The organism is Actinoplanes sp. 13 (assembly GCF_056134165.1).
Map to the genome: position 1 here is coordinate 88,797 of NZ_JBVYOQ010000026.1, position 20,443 is coordinate 109,239.

Genomic DNA, 20,443 nt, shown 5'->3' on the forward strand with positions numbered 1-20,443 from the left:
AGACTCCTGACATGCGCCTTTACCTGGGTTCTGACCACGCCGGTTTCGAGCTGAAGCAGCACCTCGTGAACCACCTGATCAAGCAGGGGCACGACGTGGTGGACGTCGGGCCGCACGTCTACGACGCCGAGGACGACTACCCGGTGTTCTGCTTCCACACCGGCGCGCGGGTGGTGGCCGACCCCGGCTCGCTCGGCGTGGTGATCGGCGGCTCCGGCAACGGCGAGCAGATCGCCGCGAACAAGGTGCCCGGTGTGCGCTCCGCGCTGGTCTGGAAGACCGAGATCGCCGAGCTGGCCCGGCAGCACAACGACAGCAACGTGATCGCGATCGGCGCCCGGCAGCACACGCTGGACGAGGCGACCGCGTTCGTGGAGGCGTTCATCGCCACCTCGTTCTCCGGTGACGCCCGGCACGCCCGGCGGATCAGCCAGCTCGCCGAGTACGAGGTGGCCCGCGAACTGCCCGAGCTCCCGCACTCCACCCCCACCGCCTGACCCAGCGTGTGAAGTTCCGGTGCATAACCGACCCCAACTTCACACGCAACGTCGCCACGTCGGTGTGTGTGAAGTGGGGGCGCGGAGTGCACCTGATGTCCCCACGCAACGTCGCCACGTCGGTGTGTGTGAAGTTGGGGTGCGGAGCGCACCTGATGTCCCCACGCAACGTCGCCACGTCGGTGTGTGTGAAGTTGGGGTGCGGAGCGCACCCGAACTTCACACGCCGGGTCAGCGGCGGGGCAGGTCCTCGCGGGGCAGCCAGTTGCGCCGCACGATCGGCAGGTCGCGTTCGGCCGCGGCGAGATCCTCGTCGCTGGGCCGGGAGGCGTCCCGAGCTCGCAGCGCCGCACCCACGCTGACCTGCGACGACCCCGAACCGACCAGGCCGCGGAGCCCGCGTTCGGACTCGCGCTCGTCAGCGCCGGCGCCCGCCCCCGAGGTGGGTCGCCGGCCGTAACCGGTGCGCCGCTGCGGACCGCCGCCCTCGACCTCGGTCGTCACGGCGACGGCACCCGGACCCGGGCCGGGCGGCGGCGCCGGCACCGGGGGAGCGGGCACGGCAGCCGGGCCGGAGCCGGGCGGCGGCGCGGGCACCGGGGGAGCGACATGCGCCCCGGGAGCGACATGTGACCCCGCAGTGGCGGGTGGGCCCGGAGTGGCGGGTGGGCCCGGAGTGGCGGATTGGCCGGGAACGGGCGGCGGGCCGGGGACAGGCGGAGCCGGAACAGGTGGCGGGCCGGGAACGGCGTGCGGCCCCGGAACCGGAGCGCTGGGCCGGGGCCGAGTCGGCGCCGGACCTCCGGGCACGCCCGCGGGAGCAGGGCCGGCGGGTGGCGGGGTGGGTACCGGCGTGGCCGGCTCGGCGGACGTCGAGGACGGGCGCACGCGACGGCGCCGGCGTTCGGGGTGACCCATGACGCCGACGGTACCGCCGCGGCGGGCACCTCAGAACACCTCGGCCGGACTGGGCTGCCGGGGCCAGCCGAACGCCGCCGCCGGATCGTTGCCGGTCAGCTGCCGCACCCGCCCGGCCGCGGCGAGCGAGCTCAGCGACGTCGCACCCAGATATGCAGCGCCGAGCTCGGTCACGGTGCAGGACAGGTCGGCCGGGTCCGAGGACGGCTCGCAGGCGGCCCCGTCCGGTCCGCCGGTGAGACGCCAGCGCCCGGTGTTCTGCTCCAGCAGCGGATCGGTGACGTCGAGGACCACGTCGACGGGTGCCGTGTACCGCCGGGCGGCGAGCGCGCGCGGCAGGTCCACCAGCCGGACCCAGAGGCCGTCCAGAATCGCCGCGCCGAGCCGCCGCGGCTCGTCGACCAGGAACTGCAGGGGCTCGTCGACGGCAGCGAGGCGTACCGACACCGACCGGCTCAGGTCGACCCCGAGCAGGAAGCGCCAGAGCGCCAGATAGGCCTCCGGGTCGGTGGCGGCCACCTCACGGACCTGCACCTCGGCGTCCGGGCCGTGGTTGCTCCAGTTGTCCTTGACCCGCCAGAGCGCATATCCGCTGGGCCCGCCGGGCCCCTCGTACACCACCGCGTACTGCCGGGTGGCGCCGTCCCGTCCGTCCTTCGGGTCGGCCAGCAGGCGGCCCCACCAGCGGTCGTCCCGGCTGGAGAGGCCGACCCGCTCCGCGCGGACCTGCTCGTAGACCTTGGTGAAGGCGGGCAGCAGCTCCTTCGGGCCGGCCATCCGCAGCTGCCCGGTGGGCTCGGCGGGCGGGGCCGGGAGACGAACCTCACGGTTCATGATCGAGAGGCTGAGGCGGCGGGACGCCGGGCCGTACCCGAACCGGGGGTAGATCTTGGTTTCGCTGGCCCACAGCACGGCGATCGGCTCCCGCCCCGCCTCGGCCACGTCCCGCAGCTGCCGGTGCATCATCCGCGTCATCAGACCCCGCCGCCGATGAGTGGGCAGGACGCCCACCCCGGTCACGTGCGCCGCCGGCACGACACCGCCGGGCACGGTGAGATCCCTGGTCAGGATGTTGGTGTGCGCGACCACTGCGCCGGCGTCGTCGACGACCAGCGAGCGTTCCGGCTCCCAGACGGCCTCCTCGGTCGCCCGGATCTCCTCGGGGATCTCCTCGTGGAAGACGACACCGAGCAGATCGATGATCGCCGGGAAGTCGTCAGCTGTTCCGGGCCGCAGCCGCAGGGCATCCGTCATGGCCCCTGTGTAACGGACCGCGGCGTGTGCGGGCGACCCAATTTGCCGGCTCGCTACGCTCGGGGGTACGCCGTCGTACTACGCAGGCCGAGAGGGGAACGATGCCTGAGCAACCGCAGTGGTCGGAGCGGACGCTCGACATGCCGCCGCAGGACCCGTGGGCCGACCAGCCGACGGCACAGGCGGTCCCGCCCACCACACCGTCCGGCACGCCGCGGGGCGCCTCGCAGGCGCCGCCCACCAGGTCTTTCGGCGCACCCGAGCCCAATCAGCCCCCGCACGGCCAGCAGCCGCACGCGCCGCAGTCCCCGGCGCCCGAGCAGTCGCCGTTCAGCCGCGGCCGGGCCCAGGTCACGCCGCGCACCCAGCAGTTCAGTGCCGAGCACGAGCCGACCGGCACCGGCTGGCCGGAGGAGTCCGGCCGGGCGCCGCGCGAGCCGCAGAGCCTGAGCTGGCACATCCGCCGGCTGCGCCGGGGCAGCGAGTGGTCCAACGCCGCGCTGATCTTCGCCTTCGTCTGCTGGGGCATCTGGGTGCTCTCGTCAGAGGGCAACTTCACCACGGCGGCGATCGTCTTCCTGGTGGCGGTGTGCGTGGCCGCGGGCGTGTTCGCGCTGTCCCGTCTGGTCGGCCGCCTGGTGCTGGAGCGGCAGATGGGCCGGCAGCGGCACACCGCCCGCGGCTCCCACATGATCGCCGGGATCTTCCTGGTCGGCGTCGGGTTCGCCCATCTGCAGCAGACCGAGTGGGTGATGGACGCCTTCCACTGGGTGACCGGGTTGTTCAGCTGACCGGCTTGCCGCCGGTGACGCCGAGCACCTCGCCGGTGGTGTAACTCGACTCGCCGCTCGCGAAGTACACGTACGCCGGCGCCAGCTCGGCGGGCTGACCGGCCCGGCCGAGCGGGGTGTCGCTGCCGAACGACTTCACCTTCTCCTCGGTCATGGTGGCCGGGATCAGCGGTGTCCAGATCGGGCCGGGCGCCACCGCGTTGACCCGGATGCCCTTGTCCGCCAGGTCCTCGGCGAGCGCCTTGGTGAACGCCACGATGCCACCCTTGGTGGTGGCGTAGTCGAGCAGCGCGCTGGACGACAGGTACGCCTGGATCGACGCCGTGTTGATGATCGTCGCGCCCGGCTGCATCAACGGCACCGCGGCCCGGCAGAGCCAGAACATCGCGTACAGGTTGGTCTTCATCACCCGGTCGAACTGCTCGTCGGTGATGTCGATGATCCCGCCCGGCTGCATCAGCTGGTACGCGGCGTTGTTGACCAGGATGTCCACGCCGCCGAGCTCGGTCCGGGCCGTCTCGATGATGGTCCGGCAGTGCGCCTCGTCCCGGATGTCCCCGGGTACGGCCACCGCCTTCCGCCCGGCCTTCTGGATCCAGCCGACGGTGTCCTGCGCGTCCGACTCCTCCTCGGGCAGGTAGGAGATGAGCACGTCGGCGCCTTCCCGGGCGAACGCGATCGCCACCGCGCGGCCGATCCCGGAGTCGCCGCCGGTGATCACCGCCTTGCGCCCGGTCAGCCGGCCGCTGCCCTGATAGCTCTGCTCGCCGTGGTCCGGCTTGTCGGGCATCTCCGAGGTCAGGCCCGGCGGCTCCAGGTCGCCACCGTCCAGCTCGGGCTTGGGGTACTGACTGCGGGGATCGACGCCCACAACGCCTCCTCGAAACTCGCGCCGACGAACGTTCACCCGTTTTCCCGGCCCGGCCTCGAATAACCAGGTGCGAACAGCGGATTCCGGGGTAACTCAGGCGCCGGTCACGAGGAGGCATTTCATGGGGGATCCGCGGGTGGGCGTCGTCGTCATCACCTGGCAACGACGAGACGAGGCGCTCGCCTGTCTGCAACGGCTGAGCGAGCTGCCGGAACGTCCGCACGTGGTGCTGGTCGACAACGGCTCCACGGACGGGACCGCGGACGCTGTCCGGGAGCAGTTCCCGGCCGTCGAGCTGGTCGCCCTGAGCGAGAACCTCGGCGCGGTGGGCCGCAACATCGGGGTACGGCTGCTCCGCACGCCGTACGTCGCGTTCTGCGACGACGACACCTGGTGGGGTCCCGGCTCGCTGTCCCGCGCCGCCGACGTGCTCGACGCCTGCCCCCGGCTCGCGCTGGTCAACGCTCGCATCGTGGTGGAGCCCGCAGGCGTCGAGGATCCGATCGTGGCGGAGCTGCGGCACTCGCCTGTGCCCGGCCCGGACTGGCTGCCCGGCCCGGCGCTGGGCAGTTTCCTGGCCGGTGCCTCAGTGGTGCGCCGGGACGCGTTCGAGGCGGCCGGCGGGTTCAGCGAGCGGCTGTGGCTCGGCGGCGAGGAGGAGCTGCTCGCCACCGATCTGCTCTCCGCGGGCTGGGAGATCTGTTACCTCGAGGAGCTGACCGTCCACCACCGGGCGTCGCAGCTGCGCGACTCCCGGCACCGGCGCCGGGTGGGTCTGCGCAACACGCTCTGGTTCACCTGGCTGCGCCGCCCGGTCGGTCCCGCGTTGCGCCGGACCGCGTTCCTGGCGCGCACCGTGCCCCGGGACCGCACCTCGGTGCTGGGTGCCCTGGACGCGCTGCGGGGCCTGGGCTGGCTCATCGCCGAGCGCCGCCCGCGGCCGCCGCTGGTCGAGGCGCGGCTCAGCCCGCTGGACGAGACGCAGCGCCGGTCGACCGCGCGCCGCTACGTCGGCTGAGAACCGGGCTGTTCCCGGCACGCCCGGGAACAGCCCTGAGAACTCCGAGTCATGCGGGACGGCTGCTCAGCGGCGATAGGTGCGTTTCCCGCTGTACCCGGCGTTCCCGGCGCGGTCGTACGTGCGCAGCTGCACGGTGAACTTCTTGCCGTACCTCTTCGGGTTGAGCGTCAGCCGGTAGACGGCCTTCCGGTCGCCGGCCACCACCTTGCCGTTGACCAGCAGCTCGACCCGGTTGATGCCGTACTGGTCGGAGGCGGCGGCGGCGATCTTCACCGTGCCGCGCAGCTTGCTGTTGTTCTTCGGTGCGCCGGTGATCCGTACCTTCGGTCTGCGGTTGTCGACGCGCACCTTGCGAACGATCTCCGTGACGTTGTTCAGCCGGTCCCGCACCCGCACCGTCATCGTCGCCGTGCCGTCCTTCGCCGTGGTGCTCCAGCGCAGCGCGGCACCGCCTCCGCTGGGGAAGGCTCCGGCGCGGGCGGCGAGCTTACCGTTGATCAACAGCTCGGCGCCGGCGATCCCGGCGCGGTCGGCCGCCTCGACCCGCAGGCTCGCACCCGCCCGGAGGTAGCCGTCGGTGACCGGGAACCGCACCTTCGTGACCGGGCCGGCGAAGTCCGCGGCGGTGCGGTCCTTCTCGTACACGGTGACGGTGCCCGTTCCGGACCGCTTGATCGTGACGGTCTGGGCGGGCGTCGGCACGCCGCGGCTGTCCACCCCGGAGAGCAGGTACGAACCCGGCGGCAACAGGTTCGCGTCGGCCGGCATCGTCGCGGTCACGGTGGTGCCGTTCTGCCGGAACGTCAACGGCACCCGGCGCTGATCGGTGTTGTACGAGTGGGTGACGTTGCCGGCCCGGATCAGCGACAGCGACGCCAGCTTGCGACTGTCGGCGAGGCTCAGCGACACCGTGCGGCCGTACGCCAGCGAGCCGCTGATGCCGGTGATCTGCGGACGCGACGCCCAGCGCGCCCGGCCGTCGGTGCCCTTGGTGAACAGGTACGGCGGGTAGTAGACCTCGGCGTCGAAGTTGTCCGCCGGCCCCGGCACCCCGCCGCCGGCGGTCAGCACCGAGCCGCTGGGCAGCAGCAGCGCGCCGGAGTGGTAACTGCGGATCCGCTTCGCCGTGGCGGCGTTGCGCCACCTGCCGGTAGCCGGGTTCCAGATCTCCGAGTCGTAGGTGGAGTTCGCCGCGCCCGCCTGGGTGCCGACCCGGGTGCCGCCGTTGGCCAGCACCTCACCGGTGGGCAGGACGGTCAGATTCAGCCAGTTGCGGGCGAGCCGCATGGCGGTGGTCGCCGTGACCGACGGTTGCGGGCGGTTGATGTCGACCAGCGTGGCCCGGTCGGTGGCGACCTGGCTGGTCCCGTTGTTGTACTGGCCGCCGCCGGCGAACAACAGCTTTCCGGGGGCGTACATCACCGAGGAGCCGGAGGCGCCGATCGGCGCCGGCAGCGTCCCGAGCGCGGTGATCCGTCCGGCGCCTGCCGGGTCGAGCTTCCAGAGGCGATCGTACGAGACACCGAAGACCTTGCCGTCGGGTGCGACGTACGCCCGCGGGTACCACCAGCGGTTGTCCCGCGCGCCGAACGCCATCGTGCTGTCCGCGCCGGTGAGCGTGGTCCACCGGCCGGTGCCCGTGCTGATCTCCGGGACGGTGGCCACGGTGGAGTTGTCGTCCGGCTTGCGGAAGGCGTCGACGTTGTAGGAGTTGCCGCCGCCGAGGGCCAGCATCCGGTCGTCGGGCAGGCGCAGCACCGAGGCGTACCACCGTTGCCGATTGAGCGGGGCGCCCATCGTCTGCCCGCCGGTCGCCGGGTCGTAGATCATGGTCGCGCTGACCGAGTTGCCGCCCACCATCAGCAGCCGGCCGTCGGGCAGTCGCTCCAGCGAGTTGCAGAAGGCGTCGTACTGATGCATCGACGTGGTCACCCGGTGCGCGCCGGTGGCAACACCGGCCGCCGGGTTCCAGTCGGCGTAGGTGAAGCCGGCCTGCTGTGCGACGCCCGGCGGCGTCCCGTAGCTCACCACGTGGCCGTTCGGCAGCAGCGCCAGGTGGATGCCGATGACCGGCCACGTCACCGGCGCCGAGTACATGCCGGTGACGTGGGCATTCGCCGAGGGAACGACCTTCGCGAGGTACGGGTCGGCGGGCTGGTTCAGCGCGATCCGGCCCGACCCGACGGTCACCTGGGTGGCGCCGGCCGGCCGCGAGTTGCCCGGCGTGGGTTCGGTCTCCGCGAACACCGAGGCACCCATCTGCAGCGCGAGAGCCCCCGCGACGGTGACCGTGACGACGGCGCCCGCCGCCAGCCGGTGCGACTTCCCACGAACCATTCCCGCTCCTGACCGCGCAGCATGATGGGCGCGTCGACAGGAGATTCCAACGACACCGGCCGATCGCACCGGGGAGTATAGGACGCAACCGTCCCGTCGCTGCGCCGGGTCTCAGGCGTGGAACTGATGGCGGGGCTCCGAGACGTGCGCGGTGACGATCCGCCAGCCCTCGGGAAGGCGGACCCAGGTCTGCGACTGGCGACCCAGCACGTCGCTGCCGGGATATCCGAACAGGGTGGTCACGATCGCTGTGCTCCGGTCGTACCCGCTGATCGTCGTGTTCTTGAGGAAACGGCCCGGCGGCAGGCCACCCTGCGCGCGCCGCCACCTGGCCTGCTCCTCGATCCCGGTCTGCTGGTCGGCGACGCCGAACCGGACCGCCTCGGCCGCGAAGAAGGCGAGAATGCCGTCGACGTCGTTGCGGACCAGCGCGCGTTCGTAGGCCTCGAACGCGGCGGTTACCTCGGCGATGACCTCCGGCAGGTCTCTCTCCACGAACATCTCCTCTCGCCGGTGCGGTCCCGCTCGGGGACCGCACCGGATCGTGTCATCTGCCGGTGGGAGCCAACTCGGGCTCGGCGGGGACCTCGTCCGGCTCGGGTTCGCGCGGGGTGTGCCGGCCGAGCGCAAAGAGGACGCAGACACCGGTGAGGAACAGATATCCGAGCGTGACCGGGCCGTCCGCGTTGAACTGCACCTTCTCCGCGTGGATCAGCCCGACGAAGGTGAGCAGCGCGCCGCTCGCCGAGAAGATCGCGGCGTGCCAGAACCGCTTGTCGATGATGAAGGCGACGATCGCGCCGAGCACCAGGCCGGCCAGGATGGCGCCTTGGCCGAGCGTCTTCAGACCGTCGTAGACGACGCCCGCGCCGGCCAGCGCCTCGGTGCCGACCTGCGCGGCCGAGGTGCCCGCCGCGGCCAGCGCGTTGTCCATCTGGCCGGTGGCCCAGGAGGCGATGTTCGGGATCAGCGCGGCCACCACCGCCGCCGCATGCGCCCGGGGTGTGGCCTGGAACGCCTGGGCGCCGATCAGCAGTCCGATGTAGAGCAGGATCGGGACGATCGCCGCCGTCGGGAAGATCGCGCCGAGCAGACCGAACAACCCGAAGAAACAGAGCAGCGCGATCACCACGCCGGTCGCCATGGAATATCCCGTACGCCCACCCGCCGCCTTCCAGCCCGGGTGCCCGACGTAGACGGCGGGCGGGAACGGCGACCCGAGACAGGAGCCGATCACCGCGCCGGCGCCGTCGGCCAGCAGCACGCTGCGCAGGTTGTACCGGTCGCCGGCGGTGGCCGCGCTCTCCACGTTGGTCATCGCCTCGGTGAAGTTGTAGACGCCGAGCGGGATCGCGGTGGCCAGCAGCGGCGCCAGGTCCCGCAGGCCGTCGATCAGCAGGTCGACTTTCAGGTGCGGGAAGGCGAACGCGATGTCCCGCGCGGCGCTGGTCACGTCGGGCACCGACATGGCGCCGCCGATCCAGCCGATCGCGGTGCCGACCAGCAGCGCGACCAGGCCGATCGGCAGGTTCCACGGCAGCTTCACGTCGGTGAGCAGGCCGATCAGCAGCAGGCCGAGGACCGGCAGGGCGATCCACGCGTAGTTCCACATGGTGCCGGCCGGGTTCATCGAGATGAACGTGATCGAGATGCCGGCCAGCGTGCCCAGCAGGGCCGCCCGCGGCGTGTACTTGCGGATGTGGGGCCCCACGAAGGCGCCGATCAGCACGATGACGCCGATGATGAACGCCCAGGCGATGCCGGCCGTCCACGCCGCGATCGGGTCCCTGGTGGTCAGGTAGATCGGCAGCATGATCACGAAGATCACGATGAACATGTGCGGGACGCTCGGGCCGTACGGAAGGGCAGTGACGTCGGTACGGTTCTCCCGCGCGGCCAGGCGCCGGGCCAGGAAGGTGTAATACACGTTCCCGGCGACCAGGGCGATGCCGAGCGCCGGCAGGATCACGCCGAAGACGTCGCCGGCCGGCATCCGGATCACGGCCAGGCAGAGGCCGGTGAGGGTGAGCACATTGACCAGGACGTTGACGCCGAATCCGAAGAAGGCGTTGGTGTCGCCGCGCACCCAGTAAGCGGTTCTCATCGGGTGACCTCCTTGATGACGGCCGGTGACTCGGCGACCCAGCCGAAGATGCCGCCCTGCGCGGCGATCATCCGGAGGCCGGCCTGCTGGAACTCGGGGAAGTAGGAGCCCACGCAGTCGGCGAGGACCAGACACTCGTAGCCACGGTCGTTCGCCTCCCGGACCGTGGTGTGCACACAGACCTCGGTGGTGACGCCGGTGACGATCAGCGACTCGACACCGGACTTCTCGAGGATCTCGGCGAGGTCCGTGGCGTGGAAGGCGCCCTTGCCGGGCTTGTCGATCACGACCTCCGCGCCGGCCGGCTGGAGCTCGTCGATGATGTCGTGGCCGTACTCGCCGCGGACCAGGACCCGGCCGAAGGCGCCCTCCCGGCCGATCATCGGCCCGCGCCGCAGTTTGGCCGGCGGGCAGTCGGACAGGTCGGGGAGATGCCCCTCCCGCGTGTGGATGACCGGGAGACCCGCGGCGCGCCAGGCCGCCAGCAGCGCGGTCAGCGGCGCGATCGTGCGGCGGAGCCGGGAGACGTCGTTGCCGAGCGACTCCCCGAAGCCGCCGGGCAGCAAGAAGTCCCGCTGCATGTCGATGACCAGCAGCGCGGTGGAATCGAGATCGAAGGTGAAGGGGTGCGGTGTCGCATCGACCGTCGGCATGTCAGGCTCCCGTTGCCGCTATCACGTCGTCCGAGGTGGCGACGCAGCCGAAGACGCCGCCCTGCATGGTGACCATGTGCAGCGCGGCGGTGTGGTTGGACGGATCGGTGGCCCCGGTGCAGTCACTGAGGATCAGGCACTCGTACCCGCGGTCGTTGGCCTCCCGCATGGTCGTGTGGACGCAGACGTCCGTCGTGATGCCGGTGAGGATCAGGTGGGTGATGCCGTGCGTCCGCAGCACCAGGTCGAGGTTGGTGGCGTAGAACGCGCCCTTTCCCGGCTTGTCGATCACGACCTCGCCGGGTGCCGGGGCCACCTCGGGCACGATCTCCCAGCCCGGCTCACCCTTGATCAGAATCCGGCCGCAGGGACCCTGGCCACCGATCTCCGCGCCGATCCGGGCGGACCGCCAGCGCTTGTTCGCCGGCAGGTCAAAGAGGTCGGGATCGTGTCCCTCCCGAGTGTGGATCACCAGCATGCCCAGCTCACGGACGTGCGACAGCAGTTTCGCGGTGGCCGGCAGCCCGGCTCGGGTCAGCCCGATGTCGTAGCCCATGGCGTCGACATATCCGCCGGGCCCGCAGAAGTCGGTCTGCCAGTCGATGCAGAGCAGCGCGATCCGGTCCACCGAGACCGAGTCGTCGTAGGGCCAGGCGTACGGGGCGGCCTGCACCGGCCCGATGCGTGCGGTCATGAGTCAGATCCCTTCAGACGGTGATTCCGCCAGCCGCCGCCGGCGGTGATGTCCGGGGCGCCGCGCACCGCGTACGCCTCGCAGAGGAAGCCGGTCACCTCGCTGCCGTCCGCCAGCTCCAGCCGGCCCAGCGAGAGCGGCGCCGGGATGCCCGCGAGGAAGCCGCCGACCTTCGCGGCCGGCAGCTGCCACAGCTCGACCTCCAGGGCCGCGCCGCCCTCGTCCACCCGGACCAGACCGGGGGCGCCGGCGGGCAGTTCGTACATCCGGTAACGGGAGGCGGTGCGGGCCGCGCCGAGCAGCGTGCCGCCGCGCTCCAGGAGTTCGCCGTTGCGGCGCTCGCCGCTGAGGTGCAGGCCGGCCACGGCGATCGTGATGGTGTCCTCGACCGGCAGCGAGCGGGCCAGCTTCATCAGGGTGCTGTCGCTGAACGCCGGGCCGAACAGCGTCAGCGAGGCGGGCCGCCCGTCCGCGGTGAACCCGTTCGGCACCGTCACCGCGGCCAGGTCGAGAAGGTTCGCGAACTGCGTGTACCGCCCCAGCGTCAGGTTGTGCCCGATCGGATCCTCGGCGATCTCCGCGTGCGTGAACGTGGTCCCGATCGTCGGCAGCGCCAGCACGTCGATCCGCTCCCAGAGGCGGGCGGTCGCCGCGCGCAACTCCTGGAGCCGGTGCTGCGCCCGGAAGGCGTCGACAGCGGTGAACCCGAGCCCGGTCTCCAGCACGCGCCGGGTCACCGACAGCACCGAATCGGGCCGGCTCCGCAGGAAGTCGCCGAGATCGGCCAGCCGCTCCGCCACCCACGGGCCGCGATAAAGCAGGTCACCAGCCTCCAGCAGCGGCGTGACGTCCACGGTGGCATCACCGGCGACCCGGGCGAACGCCTTCTCCTGCCCGGTGTCGCCGAAGAAGTCCAAACTCTCCGGCACCCCGATCCGCGGGTCCGCGATCACCGGCCGGTCGCCGGTGCGTGACCACGGATCGGCACGTTCCGGCCCGCGCGCCACCCGCATGACCCGCTCCGCCATGGCAGTGTCCCGGGCGAACACCGACACGCAGTCCAGCGACCGGCACGCCGGCACCACACCGAGCGTGCTGAGCAACCCCCGCGTCGGCTTCACCCCGACGATCCCGTTGAGCGCCGCCGGCACCCGGCCGGACCCGGCGGTGTCCGTGCCGAGCGCGAACGCCACGGATCCGTTCGCGACAGCGACAGCCGAGCCCGAGCTGGAGCCCCCGGCGATCAGCCCGCCGCCGAACACGCTCTCCGGCGTGCCGTACGGCGAGCGCGCCCCGGTCAGCCCGGTCGCGAACTGGTCCAGGTTGGTCTTGCCGACGACGATCGCCCCGGCCGCGGTCAGACGGCGCACCACCGGCGCGCTGGAGGCCGGCAGATAGGCGAAGTCGGGGCAGCCGGCGGTCGTCGGCAGCCCGGCGACGTCAATGTTGTCCTTGACCGCGAAGGTCACCCCGGCCAGTGGCAGCGAGGGATCGATTTCGGACGCCCGCGCGTGCAACTCGGCGGCCGGGAACCGGCTGATCCAGACGCCCCGATCGTCGATCTCGTGTGTATCCACATCGTCGATTGTCGACAACTTGGTTTCAGCAAGGATCGCGTTGTGTAACGTGACGATTTCCCATTGACATGTGACCAGATGGTCACATAACTTGGCGTCATGACCGACGACGACCGGGTGTTCAAGGCACTGGCCGACCCCAGCCGTCGTTTCCTGCTCGACCTGCTCTTCGCGCGTGACGGCCGCACGCTCACCGAACTGGAGTCGAAGCTGGAGATGACCCGATTCGGCGTCGCCAAGCACCTGAAGGTGCTCGAGGAGGCGGGGCTCGTCGTCGTGCGCCGTTCCGGCCGCGAGAAGTTGCACTTCCTCAACGCCGTCCCCATCCGGCAGATCCACGACCGGTGGATCGACAAGTACACCGAGCACCACGTCACGGCACTCATCGACCTGAAACGCACCCTGGAGGACGAGTCATGAGCACGACGCAGGTCCACCGCATCTGGATCAAAGCTTCCGCCGACAAGATCTGGACCGCGATCACCGACCCCGAATGGAACGCGCGCTACGGCTACGCGGCGCCCCAGTTCTACGAGCTCAAGAAGGGCGGCAAGTACCACTCGACGGCCAGCCAGGAGATGAAGGACTACTCCGCGGCGCAGGGCTGGCACGTTCCGGACGTCATCGGCGAAGGCGAGATCCTCGAGGCCGAGCCGCCCCGCCGGCTGGTGCAGACCTGGCGGATCCTGATGGACCCGGCCCTCGCGGCGGAGCCGTTCACCACGCTGACCTACGAGATCGAGGACTCCGGCCCCGGCGTCTGCCGGGTGACCGTCACCCACGAGCTGACCGGCGCGCCGGCGCACGCCACCATGGTCCAGGGCACCCCCGAGGCGGGCGGCGACGGTGGCGGCGGCTGGGCCTGGGTGCTCAGCGACCTCAAGTCGCTGCTGGAGACCGGCAAGGTGCTGGCCGAAGCCTGACCAGCGGCCCGACGGCGGCCGGGACGGGCCCGGCTGGCAGACTTGCCCGGGTGAGCGACGGACAGCTGGAGACCTACAGTCTCGTCGAGCTGGCCGTCGACCGCCTGCGCAGCGACATCCTCAGCGGCCGCAACGACCCCGGTGAACGCCTGGTCGAGGAGCAGCTCACCCGCCGCCTCGGCATCAGCCGCGCCCCCTTGCGCGAGGCGATGCGCCTCCTCGCCGAACAGGGCCTGGTCGAGCACATCCCGCGCCGCGGCGCCCGCGTAGCCACCCTCTCCGCCGACGACGTGCGTGAGCTGTACGAGGTCCGCGACGTGCTGGAACGTCATGCGATCAGCTCGGCGCCGGCTTCAGCGTCTCCCGATCTGAGCCGGCTGCGATCCGCCCTGGAGAGCATCCGGGCGGCGACCGGGGCCGGCGACCGTCTGGAACTGGCCAACGCCCACCGGCGGTTCCACGTCGAGGTGGTGGCGTTGAGCGGCAACCGGCAGCTGACTGCCCTCTACGAGACCGTTCTCGTGAAGATCCAGCTCTACATGGCGGTCAACATGCGCCGCGAGGCCGAGACTGCGCGGGCCGAGGACGGCGTGCTGCGCCACGAACGCCTTTACACCGCCATCGAGAACGGCGACGCAAACTCTGTGCTCGAAGCGCTTTCCGCGCACGGCGCCCGTACTTATCTGGCTTGAGGCACCTCGCCGGCTTCACCCCTTCAGGATCCCGGCCAGAATCGACAAGAACATCCCGGCCAGGCCGATCCAGGCGGTGACGCGCATGACGGCACGCATCGCGCTGGTGCCTCCGGTGCCCTCGGCGAGGCGACCCATCATCTCTGTCTGGGTGTCGACGGAGAACGGGCTGTTGCTGGTGTCGACATAGCTGCGTTTGAGCCAGTCGCGGTCGGGGTTCGGATCTTGGATGGTTCCCATGCACGCAGTGTGCGGTGCCGGCGCCAGTGATTCCGGCCGGTCCAGACTTGCGCCGGAACCACTGGCGCGCGGTGTCAGCCGAGGGTGCGCAGGTAGACGTGGGTGGTGAACGGGTCACCGGGAACCAGCGGATGCTTGGTGTCGAAGATGGCGGCCGAACCGTCACCGGCGAGGGCGCCGCGCTGCACCGACGAGAAGGCCCAGGTGGACTCCACGGCCCCGACCGAATTGATCCGCTCCGTCGTCCGGCGGGCCATGTCCCGGACGAAGACGTCCGCCTTGCCGTTGGTGTCCTTCGCGATGAGGTTCGTCGCGTCGCTGACGAACATGATCCGCTTACCGTTGCCCGAGATCGCCGGTCCGCTGCCACTGAGCGAGCCGCTGCTCTTGTCACCGGCGGCTGCGGTCAGTCCAGCGCTCACGAGCTCGAGACGGCCGGTCATCCGCTCGTACCGCAGGACCTGAGTGGTGGAGTCGTTCGCGGCAAGCCCGGAGAAGGCCGCGTTGAACGCCACATAGTTGCCGTCGGCAGAAATCGACACGGCACTGCCGAAAGCGACCAGCATCCGCCCGGGCGTACGCCCGTTGATGCGCTTGGTGGTGCCGGTTTGCATGTCACGGACAAAAGCCGAATAGATCGAGCCGGCGGTGTCACCCGGGAAGAGCCCTCGGGTGTGCGAACCGAAGGCGATGTACCGCCCGTCGGCGGAGATGGTCGCCGCGCCGTAGTTGACACTGCCGGCACTGCCGTCGTGCCGGATGCTGGCCTCGGTCGTGGTCCCGCTGTCCCGGTCGTGGACCAGCACCCGCAGACCCGTGACCGGCGACGGCGCGGCCAGGTTGGTCGCCTTCGACGTGTAGACGACGAACCGCCCGGTCGCCGAGATGCTCGGCGTGACACTCTCCCCGTCGCCCTGAACGCCGTCGGCCCCGACGCTGACGCGCGTCGTCGCGCCGGTCTGCCGGTCGTGGACGAAGACGTCGGACACCGCGTTGGTGTCCCCGTCCACCAGGTTCGTGGCGATGGAGTCGAAGGTCACGTAGCGCCCGTCCGCCGACAACGCCGCCGAGCCGATCCTCGCGTTGGCGGATGCGCCGTCGGACGCCACGCTGACCCGCCTGACCGGCCCGGTCAGGCCCTCACGAACGTACAGCTGCGCGGAAGCGGGCGGCGCGTCCACCAGGTTGGTGGCGTCTGACACGAAGGCGAAGACCCGTCCGTCGGCGGACATCGTCGCGGTGGTGCTGTTGCCCCGGCCCTCGGCACCGTCGAGGCCGTTGCTCACGCGCGCCACCGGGACGTCAGCGGCCGTGGCCGCGGGCGGTGCTGCGAGCACCGCGGTGGAGAACACTGCGGTGGCGGTGATCCACCTGATTGCAGACTTCAACTTTCTTACCCTCCCCCATGTGCTCCGGCTGCGACGCCGGCCCGGTCTGCCGACAGCCGGTATGGGATCGACGGAGAGGGCTGAACGAGCAGCCAGAGGCCGGAGCAAGGTCACTCCGGCGAACTCACCCTAGTGACTGGGAGACCTCCGGTGGGGGCAGCCCGGTTCGCCGCCACCGCCGGCTCGACGACGTCGCCGACGGCTTCGGATGGCATGGCCAGGAACACGGTGCCCCGTTCTGGCGCGTGACCGAAAGGGCGTCACCGTGACAGCCCCCCTCTGGCCGACGCCGATCACGGCATTCGGCGGTGATCCACTGCGGTGGTGAAGTGGGATGAGTGTCTGGCGGCGTCGCTGCTTCAGATCGGCGACCTCGGCGACGATCTCAACGCCGGCTTGTCACGCATCGTCTCAACGCTCCAGGAGCGCCTTCCAGGTCTGTGGGTCTGACCCGTGAGCCCGTGCTCACGCGGCGCCTCGACCCGGACGAGGTCTGTTCGGCAGCCAGTGACCGTCGGCCGGGGCCGGCTCTTCGACAACCTGGCGGACCGGTGGCTTGGCAGCGCTCAGGCACAGCCGGCCGGCACTCCGCTGCCTTGTCGATCACCCGGCTGCCTGTGGATCCTGCCTGCCTGCCTGCCGAGCCGGGAGACAACCCTCAACGGCGGCTCCCTGATCGACAAGGCCACTGTCGATCAGGGAGCTGTGCGGCAGAGTGGCCGGGCTCGACCCGGCCGGTCGGACGACGTATGGGTGGTGTGCTCGGGGAGCTCGGGTGATGGCAGGCCAGCCCTGCGGTCGCGGCAGGGCCGTGGAGCGGCAATCAGTTCGCGGGACTCACGGGTGCCGGGCGATGGCCGGCACAGAGGAGGAAAGCGGCGCCCCCCCGGCCCGACCACCAGAGTCGAGGCAAGCCGCGAAGCGGCGCGGCAGTGTGCGGTTCTCGGCTGGTGGGTGGCGGGGGTGAGCTGGTCTGGTGGCTGTCCGTCAGTTTTGTTGTGGGAGTGGTGGCCGTTGTCTGCCTCGGGGCTGCCCGTACATGGGAGGTTGCCGTGGGGGTGGTGTCGGGCCTGATGCTGGATGGTGCCGCGTTTGAGCTGGTGGCCGGCGGGGTGCGGGTGGGATCTCGCCGGTTGTTGTCCGGCGTGGATGTGGAGTTGTTGCGGGGTGTCGCGGCCCGGTATGTGCGTGCGGTGCACGCGGGTGCGGATGACGGGGTGTTCATCGAGCTGGGTCGGGAGTTGTTCGACTGGCTTGACGGCGATCAGGGTCAGCTGAAGCGTCTGCTCGAGCAGCCGACGAGTCCGCTGGTGTTCGAGGTGCAGGCGCCGTTGTCGCCGTCGCAGGCGGGGTGGGCGGTCTTGCGGGCGCCGTGGGAGATTCTGGCCGGTGAGGGCGGGTTTCTGGCGGCGGATCGGTTGCGCCGGTTCGAGGTGATCCGCCGCTTGGGAACCCCGGCGGCGGCGCCGGAACCGGACGGGTTCCGGCTGGGGTTGATGTTCATGGCCTCGGCCCCCCGAGGCCAGGCCGAGCTGGATTTCGAGGCCGAGGAGTCGGCGATCCTGACCGCGGTCGGCGACACCCGCGTGGATCTGGTGGTCGAGGACACCGGTGATCCGGAGCAGCTGGGGTTGCGGTGGGCTGACCTGGGCGGGTTGCCGGTGCTGCATCTGTCGTGCCATGGGGTGAACAACTGGCAGCCGCCTGCGGGTGGGCCGCGGGTGCCGGTGTTGATGTTGGAGGACGAGGTCGGCGAGGAACGGCCGACCACGGCGGCGGACCTGGTCGACGTGTTGCCGGAGGTGCCGCGGTTGATGTTCGTGTCGGCATGTTTGACGGCGTCGGGTGCGGACGCGTCGGGGCATCTGCCGGCCGGTCCTGGCCGCCGTGCCCGGGATCTGGAGCCTGTGGACACCGCCGGTGCTGGTGGTGAGGTGGCGGTGGCGCACTCGCTGGCGACGGAGTTGGTGACTGCGGGAGTGCCGGCGGTGATCGGCTGGGACGGATCGGTCACCGACGGCGCCGCGACCCTGTTCGCGCAGAACCTGTACCAGCAGCTGGGGTCGCGTAAGGACCTCCCGGCGGCGGTCGGGGATGCCCGCCGCAAGGTTCTGGCATGCGACAACGCGCGTTTACGGGCGGATTGGCATCTGGCCCGGGTGTGGCTGGGCCCGGCCGGAGGCGGCAAGGTGGTGGCCGGGTCCCGGAAGCGGCAGATGGTGTCGGCGTTGCGGGGGACGAAAACGTTCCTGGACATCAAACGCAGTCATGTGCCGGTGGCGACGGCGGAGATGTTCGTCGGCCGGCGGCGGGAGATACGCGAGTCGTTGCGAGCGCTGCGCGGTGGTGACCGGGCCGGGGTGCTGTTGCACGGTCAGGGCCGCTTGGGTAAGTCGAGTCTCGCGGCCCGGCTGGCCGACAGATTCGCGGATCATGCGGTGGCGGTGGTGTTCGGCGACTACACGGCTCTAGGTGTGTTGGACGCGATCGACACGGCGGTGCAGGACGACCCGCGCGCCAGGTCGTTGATCGAGTCACGTAGGGCCGAGGTGCGGCAGCGGCCCGAGGCGTTGCGGGCGGTGCTGGTGGATCTGCTGTCCGGTCCGTGCGCTCAGAAGGGGAACGACGGGCAGCGGCCGTTGCTGTTGATCGTCGATGACCTGGAGCAGATCCTGCAGCAGCGGCCCGATGGCCCGCATCGGGTGGCGGCCGAGTTCGCGCCGGTGCTGGAGGCGGTGTTGCGGGCGTTCGACCCGGACCGGGGAGATAGCCGGTTGGTGGTGACCAGCCGGTTCGTGTTCACCTTCGACGGTTGGGAGAAGCGGCTGGCCGGGGTGCAGTTGACGCCGTTGTCGCCGGTCGCGCAACGCAAGCTGGCGGCCCGGCAGCGCACGGCAGTCTCGGATGAGGTGCGTGAGGCACGGGCGGGTTTGGCGCAACGGGCTGTGGTGGTCAGCCGAGGTAATCCGGGTTTGCAGGATCTGGTCGGGTTGCGGCTGGTCTACAGCGACCAGGTCGACCAGGCACGGGCGCAGCGGGCGGTGGCCGGGATCGAGGCCTACCTCAACCGCGGTGATCTACCCGACGATGTCGAGGTCCGGGAGTTCGTGGAGAAACTGGCCCTGGATGCGCTGATCGAGCAGGCGGGGGCTGCGCACATCGCGCTGCTACGCGCGCTGAGTGTGTTCGAGTTACCGGTGCCGGCCGCGGTCACCAGCCTGCTCGGGGCCCGCACCGGTGGGTCGGCGCAACGTCTGTGCGGGCTCGGGCTGGCCGACACCTTCCCCGACGTGCTCGATCAGCGGGCGCCTGCAACCGCGGTCAACGCCCTGGCCGCGGGCCGGTTGGCCCCGCTGACCGATGCGGAGCGAGCACAGTGGGCGGCGGAGGTGGTGCAACCGTTGCTGCACGCCTGGGGCGGCCCCGACGCACAGGAGGTTTGGGATTGGGCGGTGGATCTGCAGCTGACCCGGCTGGCAGTGCTGGCCGACGACCCGGCCGTGGTGGCGTTGTGTGGCGCGGATGCGGTACGGGCTTTGCAGGCCGGCCCGGCCGCACAGGCGTTGACGCTGGGACAGGAATCGATCGCGGTACTCGACCGGCACACCAGCCCTGTCCCGCTGCTGCTGTTGCGCTGGGCGGCGGAGGCGGCGACGGTCAGCGGTGACGGTGAAACCGCGGTCGCCTTGTACGAGCGAGCCGTCACAACCGCCGACGGCGCCGCCGTGCTGGAACGTGCGCGGGTCACCGCCGAATACGCGCGGCTGGTGGCTACCCGCGGCCAGCCGGACCGGGCCGAACAGCTGCTTTCCCAGGCCCGGGACATGTTCACTGCCGGTGGCTCCGAAGGTGAGGCAACGGCCGCCTCGGGCGAGATCGCCGACATCCTGTACCGGCGCGGTGAGTACGACGAGGCGTTGCGGATCCGCCAGGAGGTCCAGCTGCCGGTGTTCGAGCGGCTCGGTGACGCCCGTTCGACCGCGGTTACCTGGGGTCAGATCGCCGACATCCTGTACCAGCGGGGTGAGGTGGATGAGGCGTTGCGGATCCGTCAGGAGGTCCAGCTGCCGGTGTTCGAGCGGCTCGGTGACGCCCGTTCGACCGCGGTCACCTGGGGAAATATCGCCGACATCCTGTACCAGCGGGGTGAGTACGACGAAGCGTTGCGGATCCGCCAGGAGGTCCAGCTGCCGGTGTACGAGCGGCTCGGTGACGCCCGCTCGGCCGCGGTTACCTGGGGAAGTATCGCCGACATCCTGTACCGGCGGGGTGAGGTGGATGAGGCGTTGCGGATCCGCCAGGAGGTCCAGCTGCCGGTGTTCGAGCGGCTCGGTGACACCCGGGAAACTGCGGTCACCTGGGGAAGTATCGCCGACATCCTGTACCGGCGGGGTGAGTACGACCAGGCGTTGCGGATCCGCCAGGAGGTCCAGCTGCCGGTGTACGAGCGGCTCGGTGACGCCCGCTCGGCCGCGGTTACCTG

General features: G+C 70.8%; 19 protein-coding genes. 8 read left to right on the plus strand and 11 right to left on the minus strand.

The annotated features are described in order from the left end of the window. Positions 1 to 11 precede the first annotated feature (11 nt). Positions 12 to 497, plus strand: coding sequence for a ribose-5-phosphate isomerase (locus AC0NH5_RS34250; RefSeq protein ID WP_474411141.1), 486 nt, complete (start codon positions 12 to 14; stop codon positions 495 to 497). Between the two features lie 231 nt (positions 498 to 728). On the opposite strand, the gene AC0NH5_RS34255 is transcribed toward AC0NH5_RS34250, so the two are convergent. Both AC0NH5_RS34255 and AC0NH5_RS34260 read right to left on the minus strand, forming a co-directional pair. Beyond that, on the minus strand, positions 729 to 1,001 hold the full coding sequence (locus AC0NH5_RS34255) for a hypothetical protein (protein ID WP_474411142.1): 273 nt from the start codon (positions 999 to 1,001) through the stop codon (positions 729 to 731). 444 nt (positions 1,002 to 1,445) lie between these two features. After that, positions 1,446 to 2,669: a GNAT family N-acetyltransferase gene (locus tag AC0NH5_RS34260; protein ID WP_474411144.1), complete on the minus strand. Its 1,224-nt coding sequence runs from the start codon at positions 2,667 to 2,669 to the stop codon at positions 1,446 to 1,448. A 101-nt stretch (positions 2,670 to 2,770) separates the two neighbouring features. Between AC0NH5_RS34260 and AC0NH5_RS34265 the strand changes: the two genes are divergently transcribed. Next, the gene (locus tag AC0NH5_RS34265; RefSeq protein WP_474411146.1) at positions 2,771 to 3,460 is read left to right on the plus strand and encodes a DNA-directed RNA polymerase II; all 690 of its coding nucleotides are present in this window, start codon (positions 2,771 to 2,773) and stop codon (positions 3,458 to 3,460) included. Here AC0NH5_RS34265 and AC0NH5_RS34270 read toward each other — a convergent pair. Next, positions 3,453 to 4,331 (minus strand): SDR family oxidoreductase, encoded by an 879-nt coding sequence (locus tag AC0NH5_RS34270; RefSeq protein ID WP_474411147.1) that lies wholly within the window; start codon positions 4,329 to 4,331, stop codon positions 3,453 to 3,455. The two genes, AC0NH5_RS34265 and AC0NH5_RS34270, sit on opposite strands and share 8 nt — an antisense overlap. A 121-nt stretch (positions 4,332 to 4,452) precedes the next feature. Here AC0NH5_RS34270 and AC0NH5_RS34275 point away from each other — a divergent pair, with 121 nt between their 5' ends. Next, on the plus strand, positions 4,453 to 5,349 hold the full coding sequence (locus AC0NH5_RS34275) for a glycosyltransferase family 2 protein (RefSeq protein ID WP_474411148.1): 897 nt from the start codon (positions 4,453 to 4,455) through the stop codon (positions 5,347 to 5,349). Positions 5,350 to 5,415: 66 nt separating this feature from the next. Here AC0NH5_RS34275 and AC0NH5_RS34280 read toward each other — a convergent pair whose 3' ends face one another. From AC0NH5_RS34280 to AC0NH5_RS34305, 6 genes are all read right to left on the minus strand, one after another. After that, entirely contained in the window at positions 5,416 to 7,689 is a 2,274-nt protein-coding gene (locus AC0NH5_RS34280) for a galactose oxidase-like domain-containing protein (protein ID WP_474411149.1), read from the minus strand. Positions 7,690 to 7,800: 111 nt separating this feature from the next. Continuing rightward, complete coding sequence (locus AC0NH5_RS34285; protein WP_474411150.1) at positions 7,801 to 8,184, minus strand: AtzH-like domain-containing protein; 384 nt, start codon at positions 8,182 to 8,184, stop codon at positions 7,801 to 7,803. Positions 8,185 to 8,236: 52 nt separating this feature from the next. Continuing rightward, the gene (locus AC0NH5_RS34290; RefSeq protein ID WP_474411151.1) at positions 8,237 to 9,793 is read right to left on the minus strand and encodes a regulator; all 1,557 of its coding nucleotides are present in this window, start codon (positions 9,791 to 9,793) and stop codon (positions 8,237 to 8,239) included. Continuing rightward, entirely contained in the window at positions 9,790 to 10,446 is a 657-nt protein-coding gene (locus tag AC0NH5_RS34295; protein ID WP_474411152.1) for a cysteine hydrolase family protein, read from the minus strand. Before AC0NH5_RS34295 ends, AC0NH5_RS34290 begins: the two co-directional genes overlap by 4 nt. A 1-nt stretch (position 10,447) precedes the next feature. Then, positions 10,448 to 11,140: a biuret amidohydrolase gene (gene biuH / locus AC0NH5_RS34300; protein ID WP_474411153.1), complete on the minus strand. Its 693-nt coding sequence runs from the start codon at positions 11,138 to 11,140 to the stop codon at positions 10,448 to 10,450. After that, a complete protein-coding gene (locus tag AC0NH5_RS34305; protein WP_474411154.1) occupies positions 11,137 to 12,717 on the minus strand; it encodes an allophanate hydrolase in 1,581 nt (526 codons plus the stop codon). Before AC0NH5_RS34305 ends, biuH begins: the two co-directional genes overlap by 4 nt. Before the next feature lie 99 nt (positions 12,718 to 12,816). Here AC0NH5_RS34305 and AC0NH5_RS34310 point away from each other — a divergent pair, with 99 nt between their 5' ends. The 3 genes from AC0NH5_RS34310 to AC0NH5_RS34320 are packed head-to-tail and all read left to right on the plus strand — an operon-like array spanning position 12,817 to position 14,332. After that, the gene (locus tag AC0NH5_RS34310; RefSeq protein ID WP_474411155.1) at positions 12,817 to 13,137 is read left to right on the plus strand and encodes an ArsR/SmtB family transcription factor; all 321 of its coding nucleotides are present in this window, start codon (positions 12,817 to 12,819) and stop codon (positions 13,135 to 13,137) included. Continuing rightward, positions 13,134 to 13,640: an SRPBCC domain-containing protein gene (locus tag AC0NH5_RS34315; protein ID WP_474411156.1), complete on the plus strand. Its 507-nt coding sequence runs from the start codon at positions 13,134 to 13,136 to the stop codon at positions 13,638 to 13,640. The genes AC0NH5_RS34310 and AC0NH5_RS34315 overlap by 4 nt, the downstream gene beginning before the upstream one ends. A 50-nt stretch (positions 13,641 to 13,690) precedes the next feature. Next, entirely contained in the window at positions 13,691 to 14,332 is a 642-nt protein-coding gene (locus tag AC0NH5_RS34320; protein ID WP_474411157.1) for a GntR family transcriptional regulator, read from the plus strand. Positions 14,333 to 14,347: 15 nt separating this feature from the next. Here the strand turns inward: AC0NH5_RS34320 and AC0NH5_RS34325 are convergent, their stop codons facing one another. Both AC0NH5_RS34325 and AC0NH5_RS34330 read right to left on the minus strand, forming a co-directional pair. Next, positions 14,348 to 14,572 carry a hypothetical protein gene (locus AC0NH5_RS34325; protein WP_474411158.1) on the minus strand — a complete coding sequence of 75 codons (225 nt, stop codon included), beginning with the start codon at positions 14,570 to 14,572 and terminating at the stop codon, positions 14,348 to 14,350. Between the two features lie 74 nt (positions 14,573 to 14,646). Further along, positions 14,647 to 15,960, minus strand: a complete 1,314-nt coding sequence (locus tag AC0NH5_RS34330; protein WP_474411159.1) for a TolB family protein — start codon at positions 15,958 to 15,960, stop codon at positions 14,647 to 14,649. A gap of 324 nt (positions 15,961 to 16,284) precedes the next feature. Here AC0NH5_RS34330 and AC0NH5_RS34335 point away from each other — a divergent pair, with 324 nt between their 5' ends. After that, positions 16,285 to 16,410 (plus strand): hypothetical protein, encoded by a 126-nt coding sequence (locus tag AC0NH5_RS34335; RefSeq protein WP_474411160.1) that lies wholly within the window; start codon positions 16,285 to 16,287, stop codon positions 16,408 to 16,410. 602 nt (positions 16,411 to 17,012) lie between these two features. Continuing rightward, the coding region (locus AC0NH5_RS34340; protein ID WP_474411162.1) for a tetratricopeptide repeat protein at positions 17,013 to 20,443 on the plus strand (3,431 nt) is incomplete at its 3' end.